The following is a 22,747-nucleotide window of genomic DNA, read 5'->3' on the forward strand; positions in this document are numbered from 1 at the left end:
TAAATGAAAAGAATAATTGTACTATTTCTGGTTTTGGTTCAAACTGTTGTTTATGCGCAGCAAAAGAAAGCAAAGGATAATTTTAATGTCCAGATCAGACTAGAAGAGGGCGATTTAAATAAAGATGGTTTAATTGATAAAACCGTAATTACCATGGATACGATTGCTGCATCGGTTCCTTTAAGGTTGCAAATATTCTTTTTACAGCCAAATAAGAAATTTAAACTGGTTTTTTCTTCAACTGATGTCATTGAACCCCAATATGTAAACGGTGTACATACTAAAAATACCATCCCATATTTTTTTATTGAAAAAGGATTTTTATTAATGAGCTCCGAAAAAAATGATGTTCGGTATGAACACAAGTTCATCTATAAAAATGGGATTTTCCAATTGATTAAAATCTCTAGTGTAGTATGCGATGGGCAAAATGCAACAACTGAAACGGTTTTTGATCTTGTAAAAGGAGTTAAAACTGAAACTACAACACCATTAAGTTCAGCAAAAATATTAAAGAAAAACACAAAAAAAATAATGATAAGGCCACTGCCAACGCTTCAAAACCTAAACACTTTCGGCAATAAATTATATTGGTAACACCTACATTAATCCGGGATCATAATGTCCTGGTAAGCCTGTAGCTTGCATTAAGATTTCCACCTGTGTGGGAATGACGATTATTTTAAGAAGTAAAAAAACTAATGAAACTAAAAATTATCATTTTCTTAAACCTGGTCTGCTGCACCATCGCATCAGCCACGGTTAAACCTGCATCCATATTTACCGATCATATGGTGCTCCAGCAAAAAAGCAATGTGGCGATATGGGGTTGGGCCAAACCATCAGCCAAAGTAAAAATCACCACCTCCTGGAACAAACAAAATTATACTGTTACTTCTGATCAAACTGGTAAATGGAAAACCAAAATTTCCACCCCGTCAGCCGGCGGCCCATATGATATGGAATTAAACGATGGCGAAAAATTGGTTTTAACAGATATTCTGATTGGTGAAGTCTGGTTTTGCGGTGGTCAATCCAATATGGAAATGCCATTGAAAGGTTTCAAAAGTCAACCCATCATCGGTTCCAATAAAGCCATTTTAAAATCAGCTAATAAAAATATCAGGTTGTATACTGTTCCGCGTTCGTCAATTATGGAAAGACAGGAAAACAGCAAAGCTTCCTTATGGAAATTGGCCGCACCAGAAACGGTGTCAAATTTTAGTGCTACTGCTTATTATTTTGGTTCATTATTAAGTGAAATGTTAAATGTTCCAATTGGCATCATTAACGATAGTTATGGCGGCTCAACGATAGAGGCCTGGATGTCGCCAGAAGATTTGAAACCTTTTACTGAGATCAAAATCCCATCAAAGGGAGATAGCATCAAAGAAGTGAGCCGCACCCCAACTACGCTGTACAACGGTATGTTGTATCCGGTTATCGGCTATGGGATAAAAGGAGCCATCTGGTATCAGGGCGAGTCTAATTATGAGCGTGCAGACCGCTACGAAGATTTATTTCCAACAATGGTGGCCTCATGGCGTAAAAACTGGGATAATGGTGAGTTTCCTTTTTATTATGCTCAGATTGCACCCTATAATTATGCGCAGTTACCGCCTAATCATATTGGCGGGAAATATAATTCGGCCTTTTTAAGAGATGCACAGCGGAAATCTTTGACTAAAATCCCAAACTCCGGAATGGCTGTTTTGATGGATATTGGAGAAGAAAAATCCATCCATCCGGCAAACAAAAGGCAAGGTGGTGAAAGATTGGCTTACCTCGCACTGGCCCAAACTTATAATATTAAAGGTTTTGGATTTGCGAGCCCAACTTATGAATCTTTAATAATTGAAAAAAACTCGGCCGTAATCAAGTTTCAAAATGTACCAAATGGACTAACTTCATTTGGTAAAGAATTATCTTTATTCGAAGTTGCTGGCGCAGATCAAAAATTTTACCCTGCAAAAGCCACTATAAAAGGAAGTAGTGTAAATGTTTCAGCAGCAGAAGTTAAAGTACCCGTTGCCGTTCGTTACGCGTTTAAGGATTTTGTAACCGGCGATTTGTTTGGCAATGACGGTTTACCCGTTTCCTCTTTCCGTACCGATGATTGGAATAATTAGTTTGCGTCAACTCGAGCGAAGCATCGTGAAGCCGAGAGGTCTTTCTAACTGAAAGATTTCTCCACTTCGGTCGAAAGGACGATTTATAAGATGATAAATAATTAAATGATTTTAACCACCAAGACACAAAGCAAACCAGTTATTTTGGCTGAGAACTTAAATGTTCTTATCGGATTTATATGGTTGAGATTTATTCTGCACGCTGTCTCTGGTGTGCTCAGGTGCCTTAGGGGGTCAAACATAATGCACCGAATAAAATTAACCAATAAAACACAATGTAGGTGCTCTAGGCTCTTAAATGTTCTTACGTGTCTTATATGGTCAAAAAACACACTTTTAAAGAAAACTAAGCTTTCCTTTGTGTTCTTTGTGCCTTTGTGGTTAATTACCACCAATACTTTTTCTCAAGAAAAAGACAATGTTACCTGGACTACCCAAAGCAATAATTCATCAGCATCCATGCCTGTCGGAGGCGGAGATATCGGCCTAAACCTCTGGGTAGAAAAAGGCGATATTTACCTTTACCTATCCCGTAGTGGCACTTTCGACGAAAACAATACGTTGCTCAAACTTGGCCGCGTAAAACTAAAATTAAGTCCGAATCCATTTGCCGGAGAAACATTTAAACAGGAGTTGATTCTGAAAGATGGTTATGCACAAATTACTGGCTCAAATAATAAACTCAACACGCAAATAAAGGTTTGGGTGAATGTTTTTAATCCCATCATCCATCTGGAAGTAAAATCCAGTCAGAAGGTGATTACAGAAGCGAGTTACGAAAGCTGGCGTTTTGAAGATCGGGTGACTAAAGGCAAGGAGAACAACCAGAATTCTTATAAATGGGCACCTCAGGGGATTGTAAAAACATTTAAAGACGAAATCAGCTTCAAAAACAACAGTATACAGTTTTATCATCAAAACAAACCCGAAACTGTATTTGATGTTGCCGTAAAACAACAGGGACTGGAAAACAGAAAAACTGAATTATTTAATCCTCTGAAGAACCTAATTTTCGGTGGATCTATGTATGGCGAAAATATGTTTCCTGCTGGAAATTATACCGGAACATATCTAAATACGCCGTTTCAGGGCTGGAAGTTAAAAAGTAAAGCTCCATCCAGATCGGATCAAATAACCATTACTTTGAACACCGGCAAAGCTGCAACTGTTTCAGACTGGGAAAAATCGCTAGAGGTTATCAAGGATAAAGCCAAAACCAACCAGAAAGCCAGCATCAAATGGTGGAACGAGTACTGGAACAAGAGTTTTATTGATATCAATGCTAAAGATTTAACGGCTAATCAATCAGCTAAAAACTACCAGTTGTTCCGTTACATGCTAGGCTGTAATGCCTTTGGTAAATACCCAACAAAATTTAATGGCGGTTTATTCACTTTCGATCCTCAATTAACGGATAGTACTTTAAATTACACACCTGATTTTAGAAACTGGGGCGGTGGAACCCATACCGCACAAAACCAACGCCTGGTGTATTGGCCGATGCTGAAAAGCGGCGATTTCGATATGATGAAGCCACAATTTGATTTTTATCTTAATCTGCTGAAGAATGCAGAAATCAGAACCGAAGCTGCCTGGGGGCACAAAGGAGCAAGTTTTACAGAGCAACTGGAGAATTTCGGATTGCCAAACCCTGCCGAATACGGATGGAAACGTCCGGTAGATTTTAACAAGGGGATGGAATACAATGCCTGGTTGGAATACGAATGGGATACCGTTCTGGAATTTTGTATGATGATTTTGGAAACCGAAAGATACGGTGGTAAAAACATCGAAAAATATCTTCCTTTAATCGAAAGCTCATTAACCTTTTTTAAACAACATTATGCTTATTTGGCCAAACAAAGAGGAGCGAAAGCTTTAGATGCTGATGGCCACTTGGTTTTATACCCTGGTTCAGGAGCTGAAACCTATAAGATGGCTTATAATTCTACCTCAACGATTGCTGCTTTCAAAACGGTTTTGGAAAGATTGATTGAGCAGCCTTCATTAAGTGAAACTCAGAAAGCAGAATGGACAGCTATGTTAAAAAGCATTCCGCCAATCAGTTTCAGGCAATTTGATGGCCACACCACCATTTCGCCAGCGAAACTTTGGGAACGGATCAACAATACTGAAAGCCCACAATTGTATCCTGTTTACCCATGGGGCATTTATGGTGTAGGCAAACCCGGTTTGGATACCGCAATCAATACCTTCAAATACGATAGCGATGTACTGAAATTCCGTAGCCATATAGGATGGAAACAGGATAATATTTTTGCGGCAAGACTCGGCTTAACCAATGATGCGGCAAGGCTAACAACGGCAAAACTAAAAGACTCTGGAAGAAGATTCCCTGCATTCTGGGGACCAGCTTTCGATTGGACGCCCGACCACAACTGGGGCGGATCTGGTATGATTGGCTTACAGGAAATGCTGATGCAGGTGGACGGAAAAAAGATCTATTTGTTTCCTGCATGGCCAAAAGAATGGGATGTACATTTTAAACTTCATGCCCCTTACCAAACAACAGTTGAAGGAAGGTTAAAAGATGGAAAATTAATAGATTTGAAAGTACTGCCGGAATCTAGAAAAGCGGATATAAAAATAATGATTGAATGATAGAGTGATTGAATGACAGAATGAGGGATTGATAGCATTTGTAGACAATTTGCTACGTACATCTACTCATTCAAAATTCAATCCTTCAAAATTAAATAAGATATGGATTTACAATTAGAAGAAAAAGTAATTATCATCACCGGCGCTGCAAAGGGCATTGGCCGTAGCATTGCAGAAGTATTTGCGCAAGAAAATGCCATCGCTGTAGTTGTGGGCAGAAAAGCAGCCGATAATCAAAAAGTGGTTGATGCTATTGTAGAAAATGGCGGTCAGGCTGCGCAGTTTGTGGCCGAATTATCAAACCCTGATGATTGCGAAACAGTAGTTAAAAATATTGTAGCTCAGTTCGGCAGAATTGATGGTTTAGTGAATAATGCAGGGGTTAACGATGGCGTAGGTTTGGAAAACGGAAACTATAAAGACTTTATGGCTTCTTTGCATAAAAATGTAGTGCATTATTATTTAATGGCACACCATGCTTTGCCCGAACTAATTAAAAGCAGAGGTGCGATTGTAAATATCACCTCAAAAACTGCTGAAACCGGACAAGGAAATACTTCGGCCTATGCCGCGGCAAATGGAGGAAGAAATGCTTTGACACGTGAATGGGCGGTTGAATTGTTAAAATATGGAATCCGTGTAAATGCAGTTGTGGTTGCAGAGTGCTGGACACCAGCTTACGAAACCTGGATTGAAACCTTAGAAAATGCCGAAGAAAAACTAAAAGAAATTACTTCGAAAATCCCATTGGAAAACAGGATGACCACCGCTGAAGAAATTGCAAACATGACTGCCTTTTTAATGTCGAACAAATCAAGTCATACCACCGGGCAGATTATCCATGTTGATGGTGGTTATGTGCATTTAGATAGAGCTTTAGCAAACGCATAAAAATTAATTAGTGAATGATAGAATGATTTTAAATCGCTATCAACATTCAATAATTCATTCATTCAAAACTCAATCATTAAATTAGAAATGAAAACCCTTACCTGTACCACCCCTGGAGCCTTTGAATATTCAGAAACTGAAAAGCCTGAACTTAAAAAAGACCATGCCATCATAAAAATTAAACGGATCGGCATTTGCGGAACCGATTTACATGCCTTTGAGGGCACACAGCCCTTTTTTAATTATCCAAGGATTTTAGGTCACGAACTTTCTGGTGAACTGATTGAGGCCGACGGAGCAGATGGCTTTAAAATAGGAGAGGCCGTGACCTTTATCCCGTATTTCAATTGTGGCGAATGTATTGCCTGCCGGATGAATAAACCCAACTGTTGTGTGAAAATGCAGGTTTGCGGTGTACATGTGGATGGTGGTATGCGCGAGTATTTACAAGTACCATCCAGAACACTTTTACATGGCGAAGGATTGAGTTATGATGAACTCGCTTTAGTTGAGCCATTAGCCATTGGTGCGCATGGCGTTCGCAGGGCGGATATTCAGCCTGGTGAATTTGTGCTCGTTATTGGCGCCGGACCAATAGGTTTAGGCACCATGGAATTTGCAAGAATAGCTGGAGCAAATGTGATTGCTTTAGATATTAATGAAGACCGTTTGGCTTTTTGTAAGGATAAATTGAAAGTAGCCCACGTGGTGAACGCAATGGCTCCTGATGTAATTGAACAGCTGAGCGAAATTACGAATGGCGATATGCCTACGGTTGTAATCGACGCCACAGGCAACCAAAAAGCAATCAATAATGCCATCAACTACATGGCACATGGCGCAAGGTTTGTTTTAATTGGTCTGCAAAAAGGAGATTTAATTTTTAACCATCCCGAGTTTCATAAGCGTGAATCAACTTTAATGAGTAGCAGAAATGCGACAATCGAAGATTTTGAACATGTAATCAAATCAATGAAAGCTGGTTTGGTTAATCCGACAAACTATATTACCCATCAGGTTAAATTTGAAGAAGTTAAAGATAATTTCGAAAAATGGTTGGATCCGAAAAACGGGGTGATTAAGGCGATGGTTAGTATGAATGATTAAATCGTCATGCTAATATATCTCATAAAAAGATCCTGAAATAAATCCAATAGCTATCTGATCAGGATGACGACTCCAATAATCGTCCTCGTTTGTAACGAGGATGATTGAGATTAGCGATTTTATCGCCGGTGGTGATAAATAAACCCAAATAAATATTCCACCTAAAACTTACGAAGTTCTCCTATGCACTACCAATAATCGTCCTCGTTTGTAACGGGGATGATTGAGATTGGCGATTTTATCGCCGGAGGTGATAAATAAACCCAAACAAATATTCCACCTAAAACTTACGAAGTTCTCCTATGCATTACCCACTAAACCCAATAATCGTCCTCGTTTGTAACGAGGATGATTGAGATTGGCGATTTTATCGCCGGAAGTAATAAATATAACCAAATAAATATTCCACCTAAAACTTACGAAGTTCTCCTATGCATTACCCGCTAAACCCAATAATCGTCCTCGTTTGTAACGGGGATGATTGAGATTGGCGATTTTATCGCCGGAAGTAATAAATATAACCAAATAAATATTCCACCGAAAACTTACGAAGTTCTCCCATGCATTACCCGCTAAACTTCGTAAGCAGAAAAAAGCCGGTAATCGTCAGATTACCGGCTTTGAGCATTAATTTATTAAAAACTATTTATAAAAAACCTCATTCCAGTGCAATTCATTTCTGAATTGATTGATTTTGGTATCTGCACCAATATTTACATATTCCAATCCCGCAATATTGGCGAAATCCAATAAATGTTCTGTGGTTAAATTCTGGCTGTATGCCGTATGGTGCGCACCACCAGCATAAATCCATGCTGCACAACCGGTTTTCATATCAGGAAGTGGTTTCCATAACACACGAGCTACTGGTAAATTTGGTAAATCATGTTCAGCCTCAACAGCCTGTACTTCGTTCACTAACAAGCGGAAACGATTCCCCATATCAATTAAAGATGCATTTAAAGCATCTCCTCCAGCAACGTTAAAAACCAAACGTGCAGGATCTGCTTTGCCACCTATCCCCAAAGGATGAACCTCTAAACTGGCTCTTCCATTAGCCAATGAGGCATCAACCTCAAGCATATGCGAGCCTAAAACCATGGAGTTGGCCGGATCGAAGTGATACGTATAGTCTTCCATAAATGCATTGCCACCGGCTAAACCAGCGCCCATTACCTTACAGGCACGCACCAAAGCTGCAGTTTTCCAGTCACCTTCACCCGCAAAACCATAACCATCGGCCATTAAACGTTGCGCAGCAATTCCAGGTAGCTGAATCATGCCATGCAGATCTTCAAAAGTATCAGAGAAACCTTTAAAGCCTCCATCTTCTAAAAATTTCCTTAAACCCAGTTCAATTTTAGCAGCTTCATAAACGGATGAATGCCGGGCACCACCAGCTTTTAAATCATCAGCAATTTCGTAGGTTTCGTTATATTCTTTTAATAAAGCTTGAATAGCATCCTCATTAATTCCATTAATTACGGCTACCAAATCACCTATACCATAAGTATTTACCGCAAAACCAAATTTCATTTCAGCTTCTACCTTGTCGCCATCTGTAACAGCTACATAACGCATATTGTCTCCAAAACGGGCAAATTTAGCACCTTGCCAATCGTGCCATCCCGCAGCGGCCCTGCACCAGGTATCAATTTGTTTTGCCACTTCTTCATCTTGCCAATGGCCAACCACTACCTTACGGTCTTTACGCATGCGCGAAACCATAAAACCAAACTCACGGTCGCCATGGGCACTTTGGTTCAGGTTCATGAAATCCATATCAATGGTATTCCACGGAATATCGCGGTTAAACTGTGTATGTAAGTGCAACAAAGGCTTTTGTAATACATTCAAACCCCTGATCCACATTTTAGCAGGGGAGAAGGTATGCATCCAGGTGATTACGCCGATACAGCTTTCGTCGATATTGGCTTGCTGTAAAGTTTCGAAAATCTCTTCAGTCGTTTTTACTATCGGCTTGTAAACCACAGAAACCGAAATACTTCCGTTCTGGTTTAACGAATCAGCCACTTGTTGTGCGTGTTCTGCTACTTGTTTTAAGGTTTCTTCACCGTACAAATGTTGTGTGCCGGTAATAAACCAAACTTGTAATTTTTTTAAATCAATCATTATAATGTTGTTTTTAATTTTATGCTCTTTTCAAACCTCGCAGGTTTAATTCGTTGTTTATATTGTTTTCAACGTCTCATTGAAGGCTGAACCATTTAAATACCTGCGAGGTTACTAATTTTTCTCCCATGGTCCGTGTCCTCACAGACCACAATTATTATTCTTTTTTTTTAAAGCAGAGCCCTGTGTTCATCGGTTAGAGTAGTCCTGCTTTCCGTTTTATTTCAGCCACCTGCGGTTGGGCTCATGTTCACTCCATCCGATAGCTATCGGATCAGTTAGGTTACCCAGGTAAACCTTACTCGGTTAAACCCGACAGTAGCGAAAGTCCTTTTTCAAACCTCGCAGGTTTTTAAAACCTGCGAGGTTTGAATGAAAAAGATTGTCGCGAATGGCTGGGCTGTCGTTTCCTAAGCATCGGTTACAGATGCTTCCTGCCTCAGCATGACGAAAGCTCAAAACCCCGAACTAATGACTCCATACTCATTTCTGTCCATAATAAGCGCCATCACCATGTTTCCGCTCATAATGTTTCTCAATTAACGAATCTTTCAATTTTGGCGCCTGCGCATTAATCTGTTCAGTTAACAAAGCCATTTGCGCTACAGTTTCTAAAACGGCGCTATTGTAAACTGCTTTCTCAGCTGTTTTCCCCCAGGTAAAAGGTGCGTGGTTACCTACTAAAATCATCTCCACCTCTTTATAACTTAAACCCAGACTTTCGAAGTGGTTCATGATCTGAAAACCAGTTTCGTACTCATAATTACCCTTGATCATCTCATCATCCATTGGTGGTGCACAGGGAATATCCACCGTTAAATGATCTGCATGGGTAGTGCCGAAAATAGGAATCGCCCTTTGTGCCTGTGCCCAGGCCGTACCATAAGTAGAGTGTGTGTGTACAATCCCACCTATAGCTTCCCAATGTTTATATAAAACGGCATGGGTTTTAGTGTCGGAAGAAGGGCGAAGATCACCTTCCACCGTATTTCCATCAAAATCCACAATCACCATCTTCTCGGGCGACAAATCTTCGTAAGGTACACCACTAGGTTTAATGGCAAAAACACCTTTGTCCCGGTCAGCAGCACTTACATTTCCGAAAGTAAAAAGCACCAAGCCCAGTTTGGGCAATTGCATATTGGCCCTGTAGGCCTGCTCTTTTATATCCTGATAGTTGCTCATGACAAATAAGGTTTTACGTCTTTTTTGTTGTATTTCTCTAAATATCTACCCAATCCTAAATACTGCTGATAATGCTGGCGATACATTTTTTGTTTTTTGATATTGGGTTTGTATTCTTTTTCAAACCCTGTTCCCATGGCTTTCATGGCGGTTTCAACATCTGGATAAACACCGGCAGCTACGGCTGCAAACATTGCTGCACCCAGTGCACAGGTATGCTCGAAACGGTGTATCCTGATCGGCATTTCCAACACATCGGCCATCATTTGCATAATATATGCCGATTTCTTTGCTACACCACCAATACCGATAATACCTTTTACCGGTACACCTTGTTCTTTAAATCGATCTACAATGGCTTTAGCACCGAAACAGGTTGCGGCAGCCAGAGCGCGGAAAAACCTTGGGGCATCAGTTCCTAAACCTAAACCGGTTATTGCTCCCTTTAATTCCTGATTGGCATCGGGTGTTCTCCGTCCGTTTAACCAATCAATGGCCAATTCTGCATAATCACCATCTGGCAACGCAGCGGCTTGCTTACTTAGGTTGGCAATAATCTTACCTTCCAATTCTGCTTTTAAAGCCGTGGCGGTAGCCTCATCAATTACATCAGATTCGGAAAGTAAATGATTTAATGGCCAGCTGATTAAGTTTTTAAACCAGGCATACACATCACCAAAAGCAGATTGACCTGCTTCTAAACCTGCCATTCCCGGAATTACTGATCCATTAACCTGACCGCAGATACCGTTAATCAATTTCCCATGTAAATCCTGATTCGGCGCAACCAGAATATCGCAGGTGCTGGTACCCATTACCTTGCTAAGGTAATAAGGCTCAATCTGCCCACCAACTGCGCCCATGTGTGCATCAAATGCACCTACACCAACTATTACATCGGTACCTAAACCTAATTTCGTTGCCCATTCTTCACTCAATGTTCCGGCTGAAATATCAGATGTGTATGTGTCTACAAATAATTTATCTCTAAATCCGGTTAAAAGCGGGTCAAGACTGCTAAAGAAATCTTCAGGCGGTAAACCGTTAAATTCCTCTGCCCATAAAGCTTTATGTCCGGCGGCACAACGGCTGCGTTTCATTGTTGCGATATCATTTCCACCGCAAAGTAAAAATGGTATCCAATCGCAATGTTCAACCCAGGATGCCGCGCTTTTTTTTATGGATGAATCAACCCTTAATATGTGCAATAATTTAGACCAGAACCATTCTGATGAATAAATTCCGCCTACGTATTTGAGGTAATTGGTGTTGAATTTTGTCGCATGTTCATTAATTTCTGCGGCTTCCTTAACCGATGTATGATCTTTCCAAAGTACAAACATGGCATTTGGATTTTCTTCAAAATCTTTGGTCAAAGCAAGGGGAGTACCCGTTGCATCAACAGCCACTGGACTCGATCCGGTGGTATCTACCGAAATACCTTTTACCAAATGCGCAATATCTGCACCGCCGGCTTTTGCTAAACAATCTTTTATGGTGTGCGTTAAACCTTCAATATAATCTAAGGGGTGCTGGCGGAATTGATTAATTGCTGGTTTACAATATAAACCTTTCTGCCATCTGGGATAAAGAAAAACTGAGGAGGATATTTCTTTTCCGTTTGCTGTATCGACTAAAACGGAGCGGACAGAATCCGTCCCGTAATCCACTCCAATTACATATTTTGCTGTGCTCATAACCATAAATAAATGTCTAATTAACGTTTATTTATTTGAATTAAAAAATTTAAAATACTTTTTAAGCAAAAACACTGATTAGAGATTATACAGCACCTATTTCTGATTATTGATTTTATGAAAATTTAACGGTTAAGGCGGGGGCTAACTCAGCAAGATCGATAACATTTCTTCGGGATGGTTAATAAATTCCCTGAATGTACGGTACATTTCTGTTTCCTTGTATTTTACCTGTTTGATTCCGTTTTCGCCAAATTCATAAATAATAGCGTCGGGATAAGCGAGAATAACCGGAGAGTGTGTGGCAATAATAAATTGCGACCGATCTTCTACCAATTGATTTATGCGCGAAAGCATGGCCATTTGGCGAACTACAGATAGGGCAGACTCAGGCTCATCAAGAATGTAGAGCCCTTTTCCTATGAAGCGGGTATTCATCAATGCCCAAAATGATTCTCCATGTGATTGTTCATGTAAGGATTTACCACCATAACTCTCATAAAGGCCGCTTTTTTCATCATTAAGCGTATCAACTTCTGAAGCCACGTTATAAAAACTCTCACTTCTTAAAAAGAATCCATCACTCATTAATTTGTGGCCTTTACTTAATACAATATGATCCTGAAGGATAGAATGGGAGTCCTTTGTTTTAAAGTTGAAATTTTTGCTACCACCTTCTGCATTAAAACCACAGTAAACCGCAATCGCTTCTAACAATGTTGATTTGCCCATTCCATTTTCGCCAACAAAATAAGTTACACCGGGATGAAATTTTAAGTTGACCAAACTTTTTATTGCCGGGATATTAAATGGATAAAAATTACCAATGCTTTCTGGCTGACGAAGACTAAGTTCTCGTATATATCCTATAAAATCCATCTTTATTTTATATTATCGTAACCATTAATTTCTGGTCTTTAATTGAATAGTATTTCGAAAAAGTAATGATTTAATATGGTATTCTCAAAACATAATTACAAGCTGATCACAAAGTTTCGTTCAACCACAGATTGATTGGATGCACATACCTGCCCAGCCGGTCAGGCGGGGAATATAAAGATTCGCGTTTACCCCGCCTGAACTAAAATGCAGGTGTGTCCATCTGTGGTTAAAAACGCTTAACTTAATGGAACTGAATAATGCTATTTTAAAGGCGTAGCAGCATGAGAGTTGCTGATAAACATAAAGGCATCATAATGATCGCTTAAATTTGTTTTATCGAAAGTTGTAGGGCCACTTTTTGGCGTGTACCCCACAATACGTAAGGGTTTTACCTCATTTTTGATATTAAACACCGTAGGATAAAAATATACATTAGGTTTATTACCGGCAGTAAGTAAAGTCTCCCACGATTCCTTGATCGGGCTTTCTAATGGATAAGCTTTCATCGGGTTAGTATAGGTGTCGCGGCTTTCTGTGGTTGCTGCAAAAGTTCCGGTTGCTGTTCCTGTACCCAATACAAAATAGTTATTCGGGAATTTTTTGAGCAATTCGCCACCCGTTCCACCAACGGCACCATCAAAAACTTCTTTCTTGGCTAAATGTGCATCATGCGCCCAGATGATCATTTTGTCATTCGGATTGCTCAAAATTAAGGTTGCCGTGGTTGCCATATTTGCATCGCGACTGGCTTCAGCCGTTTTGGTAAGCATATGGTAAAAAGGCGCAAAAGCCTGTTTAATGTTAACGAGTGCAATATGACTATCGGCTTTTATTGCAGCATTTAAATCAGAAACCATTATTTTCTGATCTAAACTATCGGCTAGCAGGTAACCTGCATAAGCGTTTTTACTCACCATGTTCATATCATATTTAAAATCATCACGGTTCATGCCTATCCATGCACTATCCTGGTAGGCTGCTGGCTTCTGTAATTGATTAACAGCAGCTAAAAATGTCTTGTTTTTGCCCAATAAATCTTCCAACATTTCAATATCAGCATTGATGAATACATAATCAATCGCATCTATTTCTAGCTTTTTGTTGTGACTTTTATTGTAATTTTTAACCCAAATCAGCAGTTCTTTTACCTCTTCATTTTGCCAGATACTTAACATGTATTTTTTCATTAGCTGATTGAGGTCTGCGTTGGTATTCAATTTTTTGTTGAGTAACCAGCCATCGCTAAAGTCATTTTCAAATGCAATGTGGTTAAATCCATGTTCTTCTACCAGAATACGTGTAATCCAATAACGTAATTTGTAAAATTCGGCAGTACCGTGTGTGCCTTCTCCAAGGCCGACAATTTTTTTGACACCCATTTTGTCGACAAGCGGTTGAACAGATTTTTTAAATTTTTCGTAACTGTCCATCGACACAGATTTTAACGCATCATTTTGTACGTTAATTTCAGTAGGCTTGTTTACTACTATTTGTGCCAATGAAATATTCAGGCACCCAAATAGGAATGCAATAACTAACAGGAATTCGGTTTTCTTTTTCATATGTTTCTAATTGATATGCAAATCAAGCTAGAAATCATCACTCTAAATTTATTATTAGACTAATGGCAGAAAGTGGGCTACGAAGAGTGGTTTGATGTATTTTGTCGAGCAAAATAGAACTTTAGTCGAAAGACAACTAAGATTTCATATCGAAAGAAGCGGCGCAGATTCATCCTGCGCCGTTTCTTTGCCTATTGGTTTTTTAACGTGTGCAATATCCAGATCCCACGATATGTTTTAATCGATCTTAATTGGCACTTACTTTTATCGAAGAAACATTATTATCAAAAGCTTCATCCGTAAGGCAATTGTTATCGGCAGTAAGAGTAATAGAAGACCCTGTAAAATTGTCGCCCTGATAAAGCTGTATTTTGATACCTGAAGGCACTGAAATAGAAGAAATGGCATCGTTTGTTACGCCAAGTGCAGCCAATTGTGCCATGGTATAATTACCGATCGGGAGTTGTTTTGCCCAACCTTTATACCCACAATCCTGAAATACCGATGCTTTTCTGGTTTTGTACACCCTTACCCAGTCGACATCCATAAAATCAGGATAGGTACCTGTAAAACGGTCGCCGCCAAATCCGGTAATTTCCTGACTAAATATGAGGTATTCACTGGTGTGCGAAATAGCCGTACTGGTACGCCATCTTTCAACGCCATCAACATAAAAAATATAAGCTGAGGATGTCCATTCCACACCAAAGGTATGAAAGCCATACTGAAGACCACTGATGGTTTCCAGAGATCCTATGCTTTGGTGATCGGCCCCGTAACCATTCCAGTGCAGGTTATGGCGGGCAATATTGGGTCCGTTAGCCATATGATGTTCAAACACATCGATTTCTGTTCCTGAAACGCCCGGATCGTTAGTATTGCCATAAGTTGGCGATTGTATCCAGAAGGAACAATGCGGGCCAACTGTTCGGTTAACGAGCACACGACATTCGAAATAGCCGTATTTCTGTAGAAATGAGTTTTGTGTCGAAATCTGACTGGCGGTAAAGGTATCGCCATTTCTTTTGGCTGCTAACCTTATAATACCGGCTCCGCTCACTGCATACGAAACATTGGAACGCAGAATAGTCGCATAGCCACGAACCGTATTTTCGGCCCTATAGTTCCAACGCGAATTCAGCGGACCAACGCCGTCAAAATTATCTTCTAATGTCAAAGTGTAATCGTCGAGATTGACGGCACTGGCAGCTAATTCCGTTTGTGCTTTTGCCGAAATCTTTGCTCGTGTTTGCACAGCTTTCTGTTCAGGGTCTTTTTTACAGCTTAAACTGATCAGGCAGGCTCCGGTCAGGAGCTTTAATGTGATTTTTTTCATAATGGTAATTGATTGATATCTGGTTACCCAAATTTACCGTGCATGAAATTGGCAGGAGGGGTAATATTATAAGTAAATGGGGGTATTATTCTAAATACAGGAGCGGATTTGTCTTTTTGTGATGAATCAAAAGCGGATCATAAATCGCCTGTCTCATTTCCATTGAACTGATGATGTTTATGACAATATATGGCAATCAAAATATCACTAATGATATTGGGTCGAACACATCTTTATTAATCCTGATTTACTTTTACGCCTTGCATAAGTCGGTCGTCAAGCTGTCATTATCTTTACCATTTAAGGAATATAAGGCCATTTAAGCTGATATGCGTTTTCATGTCCTATATGGTTCAGTCTAAGAAATATCTAATTGAAGATTTGGCGCGGTACCCAAGCGTACCGATATCGCAAAATTTATCAGAAAAAATATTAAAAATTTGCATTTATCTCAATTTCCATTATTTTTGTATCGATCACTACAAAATAAATTACCCATGAGAGGAAGACCCGCCATATTCGAAGACACCGATATTATAAAAAAAGCCCAAAAGGTATTTTGGGAAAAAGGATATAGCGCAACTTCCTTAAGCGATCTGCAGAAAGCAACCGGAGCAGGAGCGGGAAGTTTTTACAATACTTTTAAAGGTGGAAAAAAAGAAGTTTTTCAAAAAGCCATAGCAGAACGTCGACAGGCTTTTAATGCTTTTAAAATGGAATTGAATAATAGTGAAACGCCTTTAGCATTAATTAAGGATTTCTTCAGGAGTATTGCTTTGGCGGATGAAAACGAACATTTAAGAGGATGTATCATTGCCAATACTGTGGTCGAAATGACTTTTATCGACGAGAAACTGGAAGGAGATGCGGTAAAGATTTTGAAGGAGGTAGAAGAGATGTTTACAAAAGCTATAACAAATGAACAGAAAAAAGGGAAATTAAAGACGACTATGGCTCCTGAAATACTGGGCAGGTATTTAATTACATTTTGGTGCGGACTAAACACACTCCGAAGAATGTATCCCAACAAAGCAATACTAAAAACTCAAATTGAAATGCAATTGGCTGTGATCAGCTAATTTTTTTATCTATTTATGTATCGATCATTACAAAATTAATATAACAGAATGAATTTAAAATTAGACGGAAAAAAAGCCTTTATCAGTGGTTCAACCCAGGGCATTGGTTTTGCAATTGCACAGCAATTGCTAAATGAGGGTGCTGAGGTGATTATTAATGGCAGAAAGCCAGAGCGAACCAATCTGGCCGTACAAAATTTACAGCAAGAGTTCCCAGATGCAAAGGTATCGGGCATTGCCGCAGATTTTGAAAATAAAGAGGAGGTAACAGCCTTATTAAGTGTACTCGAAAATATAGATATCTTAATCAACAATCTTGGCGTTTTTGAATTGAAAGAATTTGAAGATATAACGGATGAAGACTGGCATAACATTTTTGAAATCAACGTAATGAGCAGTGTGCGGTTATCGAAGAAAGTACTACCACAGATGCTCAGGAATAATTTTGGCAGAATCATTTTTATCAGTAGCGAATCGGGTGTAAACATCCCTGCTGATATGATCCATTACGGAATGACCAAGGCGGCCATGATGGCTGTTAGCAATGGATTATCCAAGCTCACCAAAGGGACTAAAGTTACCGTAAATACCATTTTGGGCGGGCCAACCTATTCTGATGGCGTTGCAGAAACCGTAGGACAAATTGCTAAAGCGCAGAATATGGAGGTTGATCACCTAAAAAATGCCATCATCCAACAAACAAATCCACATTCGCTGTTGCAGCGTTTCATCAATCCTTCCGAAATCGCATCCCTTGCCGTTTACCTTTCGAGTCCGCTGGCTATCGCCACAAATGGCGCAGCGCTTCGGGCTGATGGTGGCGTATTGAGAAATATTTAAATAAACAGCAGTAAAATCTACTTTAGCGGGAGATTAATGGTTCTTTATGAATAAAAAGGGGCGATCAAAATTGATTGCCCTTTAAAGAAGACGCATTATAGCCATAAAATTTTTTAAAGGCATCTGAGAAATGGGACAGGCTTTCAAATCCCACTTCATTAAAAACGGCAACTGGCGCCTGATGCTGCTCCTTGATCAGAAAATGTGCACGTTCAAGCCTTCGCTTTTTGATCCAGCGCTCCGGTGTGTCCTGAAACACCTTTTTAAAATCGCGTTTAAAGGTAGCCAGGCTGCGCCCGCTTAAGCGGGCAAACTGGGCAATGGGTACATTGTAAAGGTAATTTTGTCCCATAAATATTTCTATATCAATTTTGAAGGGCTCGCTGAAATCAAAAAGCATATTCTTCAAGCGGGAGTTGTGGCGCAGTACAAGTTCAATCGCCTCACATGTTTTTATTTCAGCCATGCTTGCTGTTAAAGGCAAATCTGACTTGAAATAAGGAACGATGGAATCAAAATAACCTTTCAGAAAAGTGTCGTAACTCATATTGATAACGGGCTCACCTACATAAAGACCATCTGCAATCACGTCAGACTGGCCGCTGTATTTTCGCAATGTACTTTGATCAAGAAAGATATTTATCGATTGAAAGGGTGTTCCGTCCATAGCAGGAATTTTAACTGACTTCAGCAATAGATTTTTGCGCAGAAGCCCAATAGATCCAGGGCCGTAGGTAAATGTGCCGCCGTTATAGTAAAAGGTAATTTCACCGGTAATCACGTACGACAAAACATGGTCCTGCACAATTGCTTCGCCATCTCTTTTTCTTTCTGCACTGCAACTGTACAATATATTATATTGTAATTCGCTGTTGGTCATATTCAAAGATATATTTTTACAGTCATGTTATTTCATCTGGCTCATCAACATTTTATCAAACATGGAGTCACTCAGCCACTTCTTTGCCAATAATATAGTCCCGGCCATGTAACCTTTCGCATAACGCGGTTTAGGCGATTTCTTTTCAATTGCAGCTTTAATCAATTCGGCGATTACTATGGGTTCAACATTGTTGACCTCCGATTTAGCAAAAACGCTTTTCGCCTTACTGGTGAGGCCGCCATAAACCGTATGTCCTGAAGTTTTTTCGGCACTATCAAAGGCAATACCGCCCCATTCGGTTTTTACACCACCCGGTTCGATAATAATCACATCTACACCAAAGGGTTTCACTTCCAGGCGCATGCTATCACTAAGACCTTCTACAGCAAATTTGCTGGCATGGTACCAACCGCCCAGTGGTGTAGCCATTTTACCACCAATGGAAGTGATATTGATAATTTTACCAAAGTGCTGTTCACGCATGTACGGCAATACCAGTTGGCATAAGCGTGCCAGGCCGATTACATTCACTTCCAGCTGGTAGCGGGCATCTTCCATCGATACATCTTCAACAGCGCCATATGAACCGAAACCAGCACTGTTCACTAAAATGTCGATGCGGCCCTGCTCATTTATGATCTGCTCCACAGCCATAACCATCGATACATCATCGGCCACATCCATGGCTATGGTTTTAATGCCAAGATCGTTAAGTGCCTCCATTTTATCTATGCGGCGCGCAACACCATAAACAGTATAGCCACTTTTGGCCAATAAACGAGCAGTGGCTGCCCCAATACCGGCCGAAGCGCCGGTTACTAATGCTACTTTTTTCATGTTATTGATGATTTGTTTTGTTTTTGTCTTGAATATATTTCTTGCTGAACCACAGTGTTTAACATTTAAATGATGACCCGAGATCTTCTTATCATCCTTTATTTCACTTTTTTTATCGTGATGATAAAGCGCTATGGTTTCATTGCGCAATGCGGTTAATTGTAAACGGTTGGAGATATTAAAGTTGACAGAATCGCTCACCAGAACGTTGGCTCTGGATGGAGCAGATAAACGCTGCAAACTGTCGAAAGCTATAATCTTGGGCTGTAGCGTATCGACCGTAGGTTTCGCAGGTGTTTGTTTATGGTTTGGTACTCCGATCAATCTTTGTGGCACGGTTACCTGCGGTAAAGCATTGCTATCGATGTCTTTTGCAAAGGTATTCGGCCCTTGTACCGTTGCAGACTGAATAGCATGATAATACCGCTCATTAAAGCGCATAGAATAGAACTCGAAAATGGAGATGATCACGGTTAAAGCCAAAGTGCCTAGTCCTGCGCCAATCCAAAATGGCTTAGTGATCAATAGGGAAAGTGCTAAACCGCTTAATCCCAATAGCCCCCAAAGCATCCTGATACCTTTCCAGCCACGATGGGTCTTTTCAACCTTTACTTTTTCCTGTTTTAAAAAAGCGCTTGAATCTTTTTGATACCGTGTTATTTTTCCAGGTGCTGCTCTACGGGTGTAAATACCGTCGGCCCCGCCGCCTATGCCCAATAGTAATCCAAACAAAAGCATAGGCACAGAAAAACCTTTAAGCAGCGACAGGGGCGAAGCCCATTTTAAAAGCATTAAACCGCCGATCAACAATAGTCCGCCGATTACTGCGGCCCAAAACCCATGTCTGGCTTCACCCTGATGGTAGTTGATGATTATTTGTAGTAAATCCATGATCGTTTGCTTTTAATAAAACAAAGATCAGTAGAAAATCCATCGCGCATTTTAGCGAAAGGCTCAAATTACTTTAGCAAAAGGCTCATGTTGGGTTTAATGATTCCGTTCGATTGGCTCATAAATAACCACTATATGCATCCATTCACTGGAGATTTAACGAAAAAATGAGGGTAGGTGATTCCCTGAAAAATGGGGAAGGTACTATGACTTATAAACCAATTAAACAATGGATAGGAGAAATCATTTTTTCCTAATAATACAAAAGCATGGAAAAAATAGTATCATGCAATATCTGTTTGAGTAATTTGATTGACTAATCCTGCACACGTCATTCATTAATCAATGGTTTAAGATAGCATTTTATAAATACCAAGTTGGATTCAACTTGATCAATTCAACACGGAAAGCCCCCTTCTTAACTCCCAATCTCAAGCCTATACCCCTTGGCCCGTATCACCATAATATTGATATTCGGATCACATTCCAGTTTTTTTCTCAGTTTTGAGATGAACATATCCAGGCTTCGCCCTACAATCACACCTTCATCTTCCCAGATCTCCTTTTGCAAGCGGCTTCGTTCTATAGCCTCATTCGGAGACAATGCAAAAATGCGCAATAGGCGGGTTTCTGTCCCGGTGAGGTCTATGGTGTTTTCATTGATGATAAGCTTCCGGTTTTTCGCATCAAACAAAAGGGAACCTAAAGTGATCAAATCTGTATGCTGAGTTTCTTTAGGTAAGGCTTTTCGTGGTTTAACGGAGCTCAGAAAAATAAAACCTACAAATGCTAAAAATGGGAGGCTACCCAAAAGATATCTATTCTTTGCGGTATTAATTGTTGTGGCTTTAAATTTAATATTGATCAGGTAAGCTGCTTTGGGCTGTTTTCTTCCCAGGCAGGCTACAACATCATGTTTTTTACTTTTGGATATGGCATAAGCATAGGCTACACTCGAGTTGCCTGAGTTTAATACTTTAACCACATACTCACTTGTGAGGTGATCATCAGCCAACACACGCCGGGTTGTATTCACTAGTGCGGCGGGTTCAAAAGTAAATGCATGTTCAAAACTGATCTGGTATTCGTTTTCGGCGATTTTTTTTACCGGGAGTACTCTTGATATACGATCGCCCGATTGTAGAAGCACCTGATCTCCAATCTTGCGGAGCAAAACTTCCCTTCTGGCAAAGTCAAATTCGTTACTGTCCGTCATACTGAAAGCTGCACAGATTATAACTGTTAAGGAGAGCAAAATTAACCCTAACAGGTATTTACGTTTCCCGGAAAGGAGATTTCGGCGAAGATCCATTTGTCAATGATTTTATTTACAAAGTTTACATTTTTATTTACAATCCAAATTCCCCATACCGAAAGATAGCATAGTAATTTCGCTCAATCAATTTAATCAGGCATGTAATCATCATGGGCAAAAGAATAAATATTGTTTATGACCGCTTCATCATCTCATCCAGTTACCAATATTAAATAAATAAATATGAAATACATACGGTTGCCTATTTTGTTTTTGATAGTTGTTTGTCACATTTCCTGCGAACAAAACCAAACAAGCAGATTAAAAGAGGATATTAAGGCCGAAACCAGAGACACTGTATCCTCTTACGGGCCCACTACCATGGTCCGAAATGTGAAGAATGGCAGAAATGGTACCGTTCTGATTGCATCATCATTTGGTGGTGTTTTTCGATACGACGCCAGCAAGCCAAAAGAACATGCGTTTACCAATCTCACCAGTAAACTAGGTTCGTGCAGATTTTGGGATGTTCTGGAAGATCGTCGCGGCAACCTGTGGTTCGCCACTACCGATTCGGGTGTTTATTGTTATAATGGCCAATCCTTTCAACATTTTACTATTCGGGAGGGACTTGCCAGTAATGGAGTTTTCGACATATATGAAGATAGGGCCGGCATGATCTGGTTCGGTACTGGCGGTGGAGTAAGCCGTTACGATGGTCGTACCAGATCGGAGGGGAAAAACGAAATGGGGCAGGGAAAATACTTTCAAAATTTTACCATTGGAGATGGGCTTTCCAATAGTGCTGTTCATACGATCCTTGAAGACAAAACGGGGAAATTATGGTTTGGCACTAGCGGGGAGGCATGTTTTTATGACACCAGATTGCGGGATGGACATGGGAACAAATTTACAATTTTCAAAAACAAAGACGGTAAAGCCTTCTACAACATATGGTCGATCATTGAAGATAGAAAAGGTAATATCTGGTTTGGTGCATCGATCATCGAAGATAAAAAAGGCGATACGGTGTTCGTTGAAAATGGTCTTTGGCGCTATGACGGCAGTACATTTACTAAAGTATCTAATAAGGCAGCTTGCGCAATAATTGAAGATAAAAAAGGAAACATCTGGACTACTGGTAGCATAAGTCCGAATGGGGTTGGGGCCTGGAGACTTTCCCTTTATGATCAGAAGACCTTAAACAATGACAAGCCAACTGTAAGCGAAATCATGTCGGTAAACAAAATGCTTTGTGGGATTGTGGAAGCTCAGGATGGAACTATCTGGTTTGGATCGATGAACGGCGTTTACCGTTATGACAAGCAAAGAAAGACCGTAACTGACTTTAAGTGCTCAACTGATCAGCAATAAAGCGTATTGCTGATTTCAAAGTCATTGTCAATTATTAATCAATA

17 protein-coding genes are annotated in these 22,747 nt (G+C 40.0%); 8 read left to right on the forward strand and 9 right to left on the reverse strand.

Annotated features, from left to right (window positions below; all coding sequences use genetic code 11):
* The first annotated feature begins 3 nt into the window (after positions 1 to 3).
* The 5 genes from R2S57_RS26645 (at position 4) to R2S57_RS26665 (ending at position 6,749) form a co-directional block, all read left to right on the forward strand.
* On the forward strand, positions 4 to 597 hold the full coding sequence (locus tag R2S57_RS26645; RefSeq protein WP_316847962.1) for a hypothetical protein: 594 nt from the start codon (positions 4 to 6) through the stop codon (positions 595 to 597).
* A 104-nt stretch (positions 598 to 701) separates the two neighbouring features.
* Positions 702 to 2,129: a sialate O-acetylesterase gene (locus R2S57_RS26650; protein ID WP_316847963.1), complete on the forward strand. Its 1,428-nt coding sequence runs from the start codon at positions 702 to 704 to the stop codon at positions 2,127 to 2,129.
* A gap of 369 nt (positions 2,130 to 2,498) precedes the next feature.
* Positions 2,499 to 4,751, forward strand: coding sequence for a DUF5703 domain-containing protein (locus R2S57_RS26655; protein ID WP_316847964.1), 2,253 nt, complete (start codon positions 2,499 to 2,501; stop codon positions 4,749 to 4,751).
* Between the two features lie 102 nt (positions 4,752 to 4,853).
* On the forward strand, positions 4,854 to 5,642 hold the full coding sequence (locus R2S57_RS26660) for an SDR family oxidoreductase (protein WP_316847965.1): 789 nt from the start codon (positions 4,854 to 4,856) through the stop codon (positions 5,640 to 5,642).
* A gap of 87 nt (positions 5,643 to 5,729) precedes the next feature.
* On the forward strand, positions 5,730 to 6,749 hold the full coding sequence (locus R2S57_RS26665; RefSeq protein ID WP_316847966.1) for a zinc-binding alcohol dehydrogenase family protein: 1,020 nt from the start codon (positions 5,730 to 5,732) through the stop codon (positions 6,747 to 6,749).
* Between the two features lie 642 nt (positions 6,750 to 7,391).
* On the opposite strand, the gene araA is transcribed toward R2S57_RS26665, so the two are convergent.
* The 6 genes from araA to R2S57_RS26695 form a co-directional block, all read right to left on the reverse strand.
* On the reverse strand, positions 7,392 to 8,882 hold the full coding sequence (gene araA, locus R2S57_RS26670; RefSeq protein WP_316847967.1) for an L-arabinose isomerase: 1,491 nt from the start codon (positions 8,880 to 8,882) through the stop codon (positions 7,392 to 7,394).
* A 483-nt stretch (positions 8,883 to 9,365) separates the two neighbouring features.
* A complete protein-coding gene (locus R2S57_RS26675) occupies positions 9,366 to 10,067 on the reverse strand; it encodes an L-ribulose-5-phosphate 4-epimerase (protein ID WP_316847968.1) in 702 nt (233 codons plus the stop codon).
* Positions 10,064 to 11,764, reverse strand: a complete 1,701-nt coding sequence (locus R2S57_RS26680; RefSeq protein WP_316847969.1) for a ribulokinase — start codon at positions 11,762 to 11,764, stop codon at positions 10,064 to 10,066. Before R2S57_RS26680 ends, R2S57_RS26675 begins: the two co-directional genes overlap by 4 nt.
* A 144-nt stretch (positions 11,765 to 11,908) precedes the next feature.
* Positions 11,909 to 12,643 (reverse strand): AAA family ATPase, encoded by a 735-nt coding sequence (locus R2S57_RS26685; RefSeq protein ID WP_316847970.1) that lies wholly within the window; start codon positions 12,641 to 12,643, stop codon positions 11,909 to 11,911.
* A 263-nt stretch (positions 12,644 to 12,906) separates the two neighbouring features.
* Positions 12,907 to 14,208, reverse strand: a complete 1,302-nt coding sequence (locus R2S57_RS26690; protein WP_316847971.1) for an erythromycin esterase family protein — start codon at positions 14,206 to 14,208, stop codon at positions 12,907 to 12,909.
* 247 nt (positions 14,209 to 14,455) lie between these two features.
* Entirely contained in the window at positions 14,456 to 15,544 is a 1,089-nt protein-coding gene (locus R2S57_RS26695; RefSeq protein ID WP_316847972.1) for a family 16 glycosylhydrolase, read from the reverse strand.
* A gap of 497 nt (positions 15,545 to 16,041) precedes the next feature.
* On the opposite strand from R2S57_RS26695, the gene R2S57_RS26700 reads away from it, so the two are divergent.
* Positions 16,042 to 16,623 carry a TetR/AcrR family transcriptional regulator gene (locus R2S57_RS26700; RefSeq protein ID WP_316847973.1) on the forward strand — a complete coding sequence of 194 codons (582 nt, stop codon included), beginning with the start codon at positions 16,042 to 16,044 and terminating at the stop codon, positions 16,621 to 16,623.
* A gap of 48 nt (positions 16,624 to 16,671) precedes the next feature.
* A complete protein-coding gene (locus R2S57_RS26705) occupies positions 16,672 to 17,463 on the forward strand; it encodes an SDR family oxidoreductase (RefSeq protein WP_316847974.1) in 792 nt (263 codons plus the stop codon).
* Between the two features lie 64 nt (positions 17,464 to 17,527).
* On the opposite strand, the gene R2S57_RS26710 is transcribed toward R2S57_RS26705, so the two are convergent.
* From R2S57_RS26710 to R2S57_RS26720, 3 genes are all read right to left on the reverse strand, one after another.
* On the reverse strand, positions 17,528 to 18,343 hold the full coding sequence (locus tag R2S57_RS26710) for an AraC family transcriptional regulator (protein WP_316847975.1): 816 nt from the start codon (positions 18,341 to 18,343) through the stop codon (positions 17,528 to 17,530).
* Positions 18,344 to 18,370: 27 nt separating this feature from the next.
* A complete protein-coding gene (locus R2S57_RS26715) occupies positions 18,371 to 20,074 on the reverse strand; it encodes an oxidoreductase (protein WP_316847976.1) in 1,704 nt (567 codons plus the stop codon).
* A 418-nt stretch (positions 20,075 to 20,492) separates the two neighbouring features.
* The gene (locus tag R2S57_RS26720; protein ID WP_316847977.1) at positions 20,493 to 21,386 is read right to left on the reverse strand and encodes a winged helix-turn-helix domain-containing protein; all 894 of its coding nucleotides are present in this window, start codon (positions 21,384 to 21,386) and stop codon (positions 20,493 to 20,495) included.
* Positions 21,387 to 21,572: 186 nt separating this feature from the next.
* On the opposite strand from R2S57_RS26720, the gene R2S57_RS26725 reads away from it, so the two are divergent.
* Positions 21,573 to 22,703, forward strand: coding sequence for a two-component regulator propeller domain-containing protein (locus tag R2S57_RS26725; protein ID WP_316847978.1), 1,131 nt, complete (start codon positions 21,573 to 21,575; stop codon positions 22,701 to 22,703).
* Positions 22,704 to 22,747 lie beyond the last annotated feature (44 nt).

This window comes from Pedobacter psychrodurus (assembly GCF_032678585.1).
Taxonomy (GTDB): domain Bacteria; phylum Bacteroidota; class Bacteroidia; order Sphingobacteriales; family Sphingobacteriaceae; genus Pedobacter; species Pedobacter psychrodurus_A.

Excerpts from the sequence above, each read along its gene's own strand:
- R2S57_RS26710 (WP_316847975.1), bottom strand. The coding sequence starts at position 18,343 with ATGACCAACAGCGAATTACAATATAATATATTGTACAGTTGCAGTGCA.
- R2S57_RS26665 (WP_316847966.1), top strand. The coding sequence starts at position 5,730 with ATGAAAACCCTTACCTGTACCACCCCTGGAGCCTTTGAATATTCAGAA.
- R2S57_RS26675 (WP_316847968.1), bottom strand. The coding sequence starts at position 10,067 with ATGAGCAACTATCAGGATATAAAAGAGCAGGCCTACAGGGCCAATATG.
- R2S57_RS26725 (WP_316847978.1), top strand. The coding sequence starts at position 21,573 with ATGAAATACATACGGTTGCCTATTTTGTTTTTGATAGTTGTTTGTCAC.
- R2S57_RS26660 (WP_316847965.1), top strand. The coding sequence starts at position 4,854 with ATGGATTTACAATTAGAAGAAAAAGTAATTATCATCACCGGCGCTGCA.
- R2S57_RS26720 (WP_316847977.1), bottom strand. The coding sequence starts at position 21,386 with ATGGATCTTCGCCGAAATCTCCTTTCCGGGAAACGTAAATACCTGTTA.
- R2S57_RS26650 (WP_316847963.1), top strand. The coding sequence starts at position 702 with ATGAAACTAAAAATTATCATTTTCTTAAACCTGGTCTGCTGCACCATC.
- R2S57_RS26695 (WP_316847972.1), bottom strand. The coding sequence starts at position 15,544 with ATGAAAAAAATCACATTAAAGCTCCTGACCGGAGCCTGCCTGATCAGT.
- R2S57_RS26680 (WP_316847969.1), bottom strand. The coding sequence starts at position 11,764 with ATGAGCACAGCAAAATATGTAATTGGAGTGGATTACGGGACGGATTCT.
- R2S57_RS26700 (WP_316847973.1), top strand. The coding sequence starts at position 16,042 with ATGAGAGGAAGACCCGCCATATTCGAAGACACCGATATTATAAAAAAA.
- R2S57_RS26690 (WP_316847971.1), bottom strand. The coding sequence starts at position 14,208 with ATGAAAAAGAAAACCGAATTCCTGTTAGTTATTGCATTCCTATTTGGG.
- R2S57_RS26685 (WP_316847970.1), bottom strand. The coding sequence starts at position 12,643 with ATGGATTTTATAGGATATATACGAGAACTTAGTCTTCGTCAGCCAGAA.
- R2S57_RS26645 (WP_316847962.1), top strand. The coding sequence starts at position 4 with ATGAAAAGAATAATTGTACTATTTCTGGTTTTGGTTCAAACTGTTGTT.
- R2S57_RS26705 (WP_316847974.1), top strand. The coding sequence starts at position 16,672 with ATGAATTTAAAATTAGACGGAAAAAAAGCCTTTATCAGTGGTTCAACC.
- araA (WP_316847967.1), bottom strand. The coding sequence starts at position 8,882 with ATGATTGATTTAAAAAAATTACAAGTTTGGTTTATTACCGGCACACAA.
- R2S57_RS26715 (WP_316847976.1), bottom strand. The coding sequence starts at position 20,074 with ATGGATTTACTACAAATAATCATCAACTACCATCAGGGTGAAGCCAGA.